Here is a 584-nt window from a genome sequence, read left to right as displayed (position 1 = left end):
CAAGTTTAGTTAAGGGTTCTTCTCAACATCAATAAATTTTCTCGGCATAAATGCGTAATCTACTTTTCATTTTTTATTCTGCCTATATTTGCAATTCCAACAGTTATTGGACACATTGCCAGTAACCAACTAATCATGATATTAGAATCTCCTAAAAAATAATAACCAAGAAAAGTTAATACACCTACAAGTAATAAAAAATAATTAAAAGACAATGAATTTCCTAATTTAGTTTTTTTAGGCATACCTTTTTTCACGCTCCTTATTTTTTGTGCTAAAAAATATTTAAAGCCTTAATAAAAATTATAATGCTTTTATTTTTAATTTTAAGGGGGTTTTTTGAAGAATTAGTGGTTATTTATATAGGTTTTATTACCTAAAAACTTATATTGGCTCTTAAAACGCAAATGAGAGATGAATAAATATATTTTAATTTCAAAAACAAAATTTTGAGCAAAACCAGTGTCGAATTTTTTAGACACTGCCCATCTACATGCAAATTAAAAATTAATATAAAATCATTCAAAAAGTAGGTCTGATTTTTAGTTCTTGCAGAGGCGTTTTTCTTTTAAAACACCAAAATT

1 protein-coding gene is annotated in these 584 nt (G+C 25.9%); it reads right to left on the bottom strand.

The genetic code is table 11. The features are described 5' to 3' along the window. Window positions 1-59: 59 nt before the first annotated feature. Window positions 60-245, bottom strand: a complete 186-nt coding sequence (locus HMPREF2663_RS07150) for a hypothetical protein (protein ID WP_020367458.1) — start codon at window positions 243-245, stop codon at window positions 60-62. Between the last annotated feature and the right edge of the window lie 339 nt (window positions 246-584).

The organism is Staphylococcus sp. HMSC077D08 (assembly GCF_001837945.1).
GTDB classification, from domain to species: domain Bacteria; phylum Bacillota; class Bacilli; order Staphylococcales; family Staphylococcaceae; genus Staphylococcus; species Staphylococcus epidermidis.
This window is presented reverse-complemented; position numbering and strand designations above follow the sequence as displayed.

What these genes read in the sequence shown, in the direction of transcription:
- HMPREF2663_RS07150 (WP_020367458.1), bottom strand. Translation starts at nt 245, where the DNA reads ATGCCTAAAAAAACTAAATTAGGAAATTCATTGTCTTTTAATTATTTT.